Below are 354 nucleotides of genomic sequence, written 5' to 3'. Positions count from 1 at the left end.
ACCTCGGATTCAATGTGCTTTGGCTCCACCAAAGCACCCACAGGGCCGAACTGATCGAAACCCAAGGGAAGAGCGAAAACGACATACCCAGCAACACAGCCTACCGCCGCGCCCTGATCAACTGGACTGAACGCAGCCTGTTACAGCGCCAACTATACGGCCGTCATCAATTGACCTCTGCCACCGATCTATACTGGCAAATAGCGTCAACCCAGACCAACTACGACCGCCCTCACGACCTGGACTACCGCTACTCATCCACCTCAGGAAACAGTGATTACCGACTTCAGCTCAACCCATCCACTACCAACATCGGCTGGCGCAGCATGCAACAGCAAAGCCACTCAATCAGCC

Annotated in this window: 1 protein-coding gene; it reads left to right on the top strand. The window is 55.1% G+C overall.

Features of this window, described 5'->3' with window-relative positions; translation table 11 throughout:
• Positions 1-14: 14 nt before the first annotated feature.
• On the top strand, positions 15-354 hold a 340-nt coding region (locus Q4563_RS17445), incomplete at its 3' end, for a hypothetical protein (protein WP_303605396.1).

It is taken from the genome of Gilvimarinus sp. 1_MG-2023 (assembly GCF_030548285.1).
Note: the sequence above shows the minus strand (reverse complement) of the source record. Positions and strands in the feature narration are given on the sequence as shown.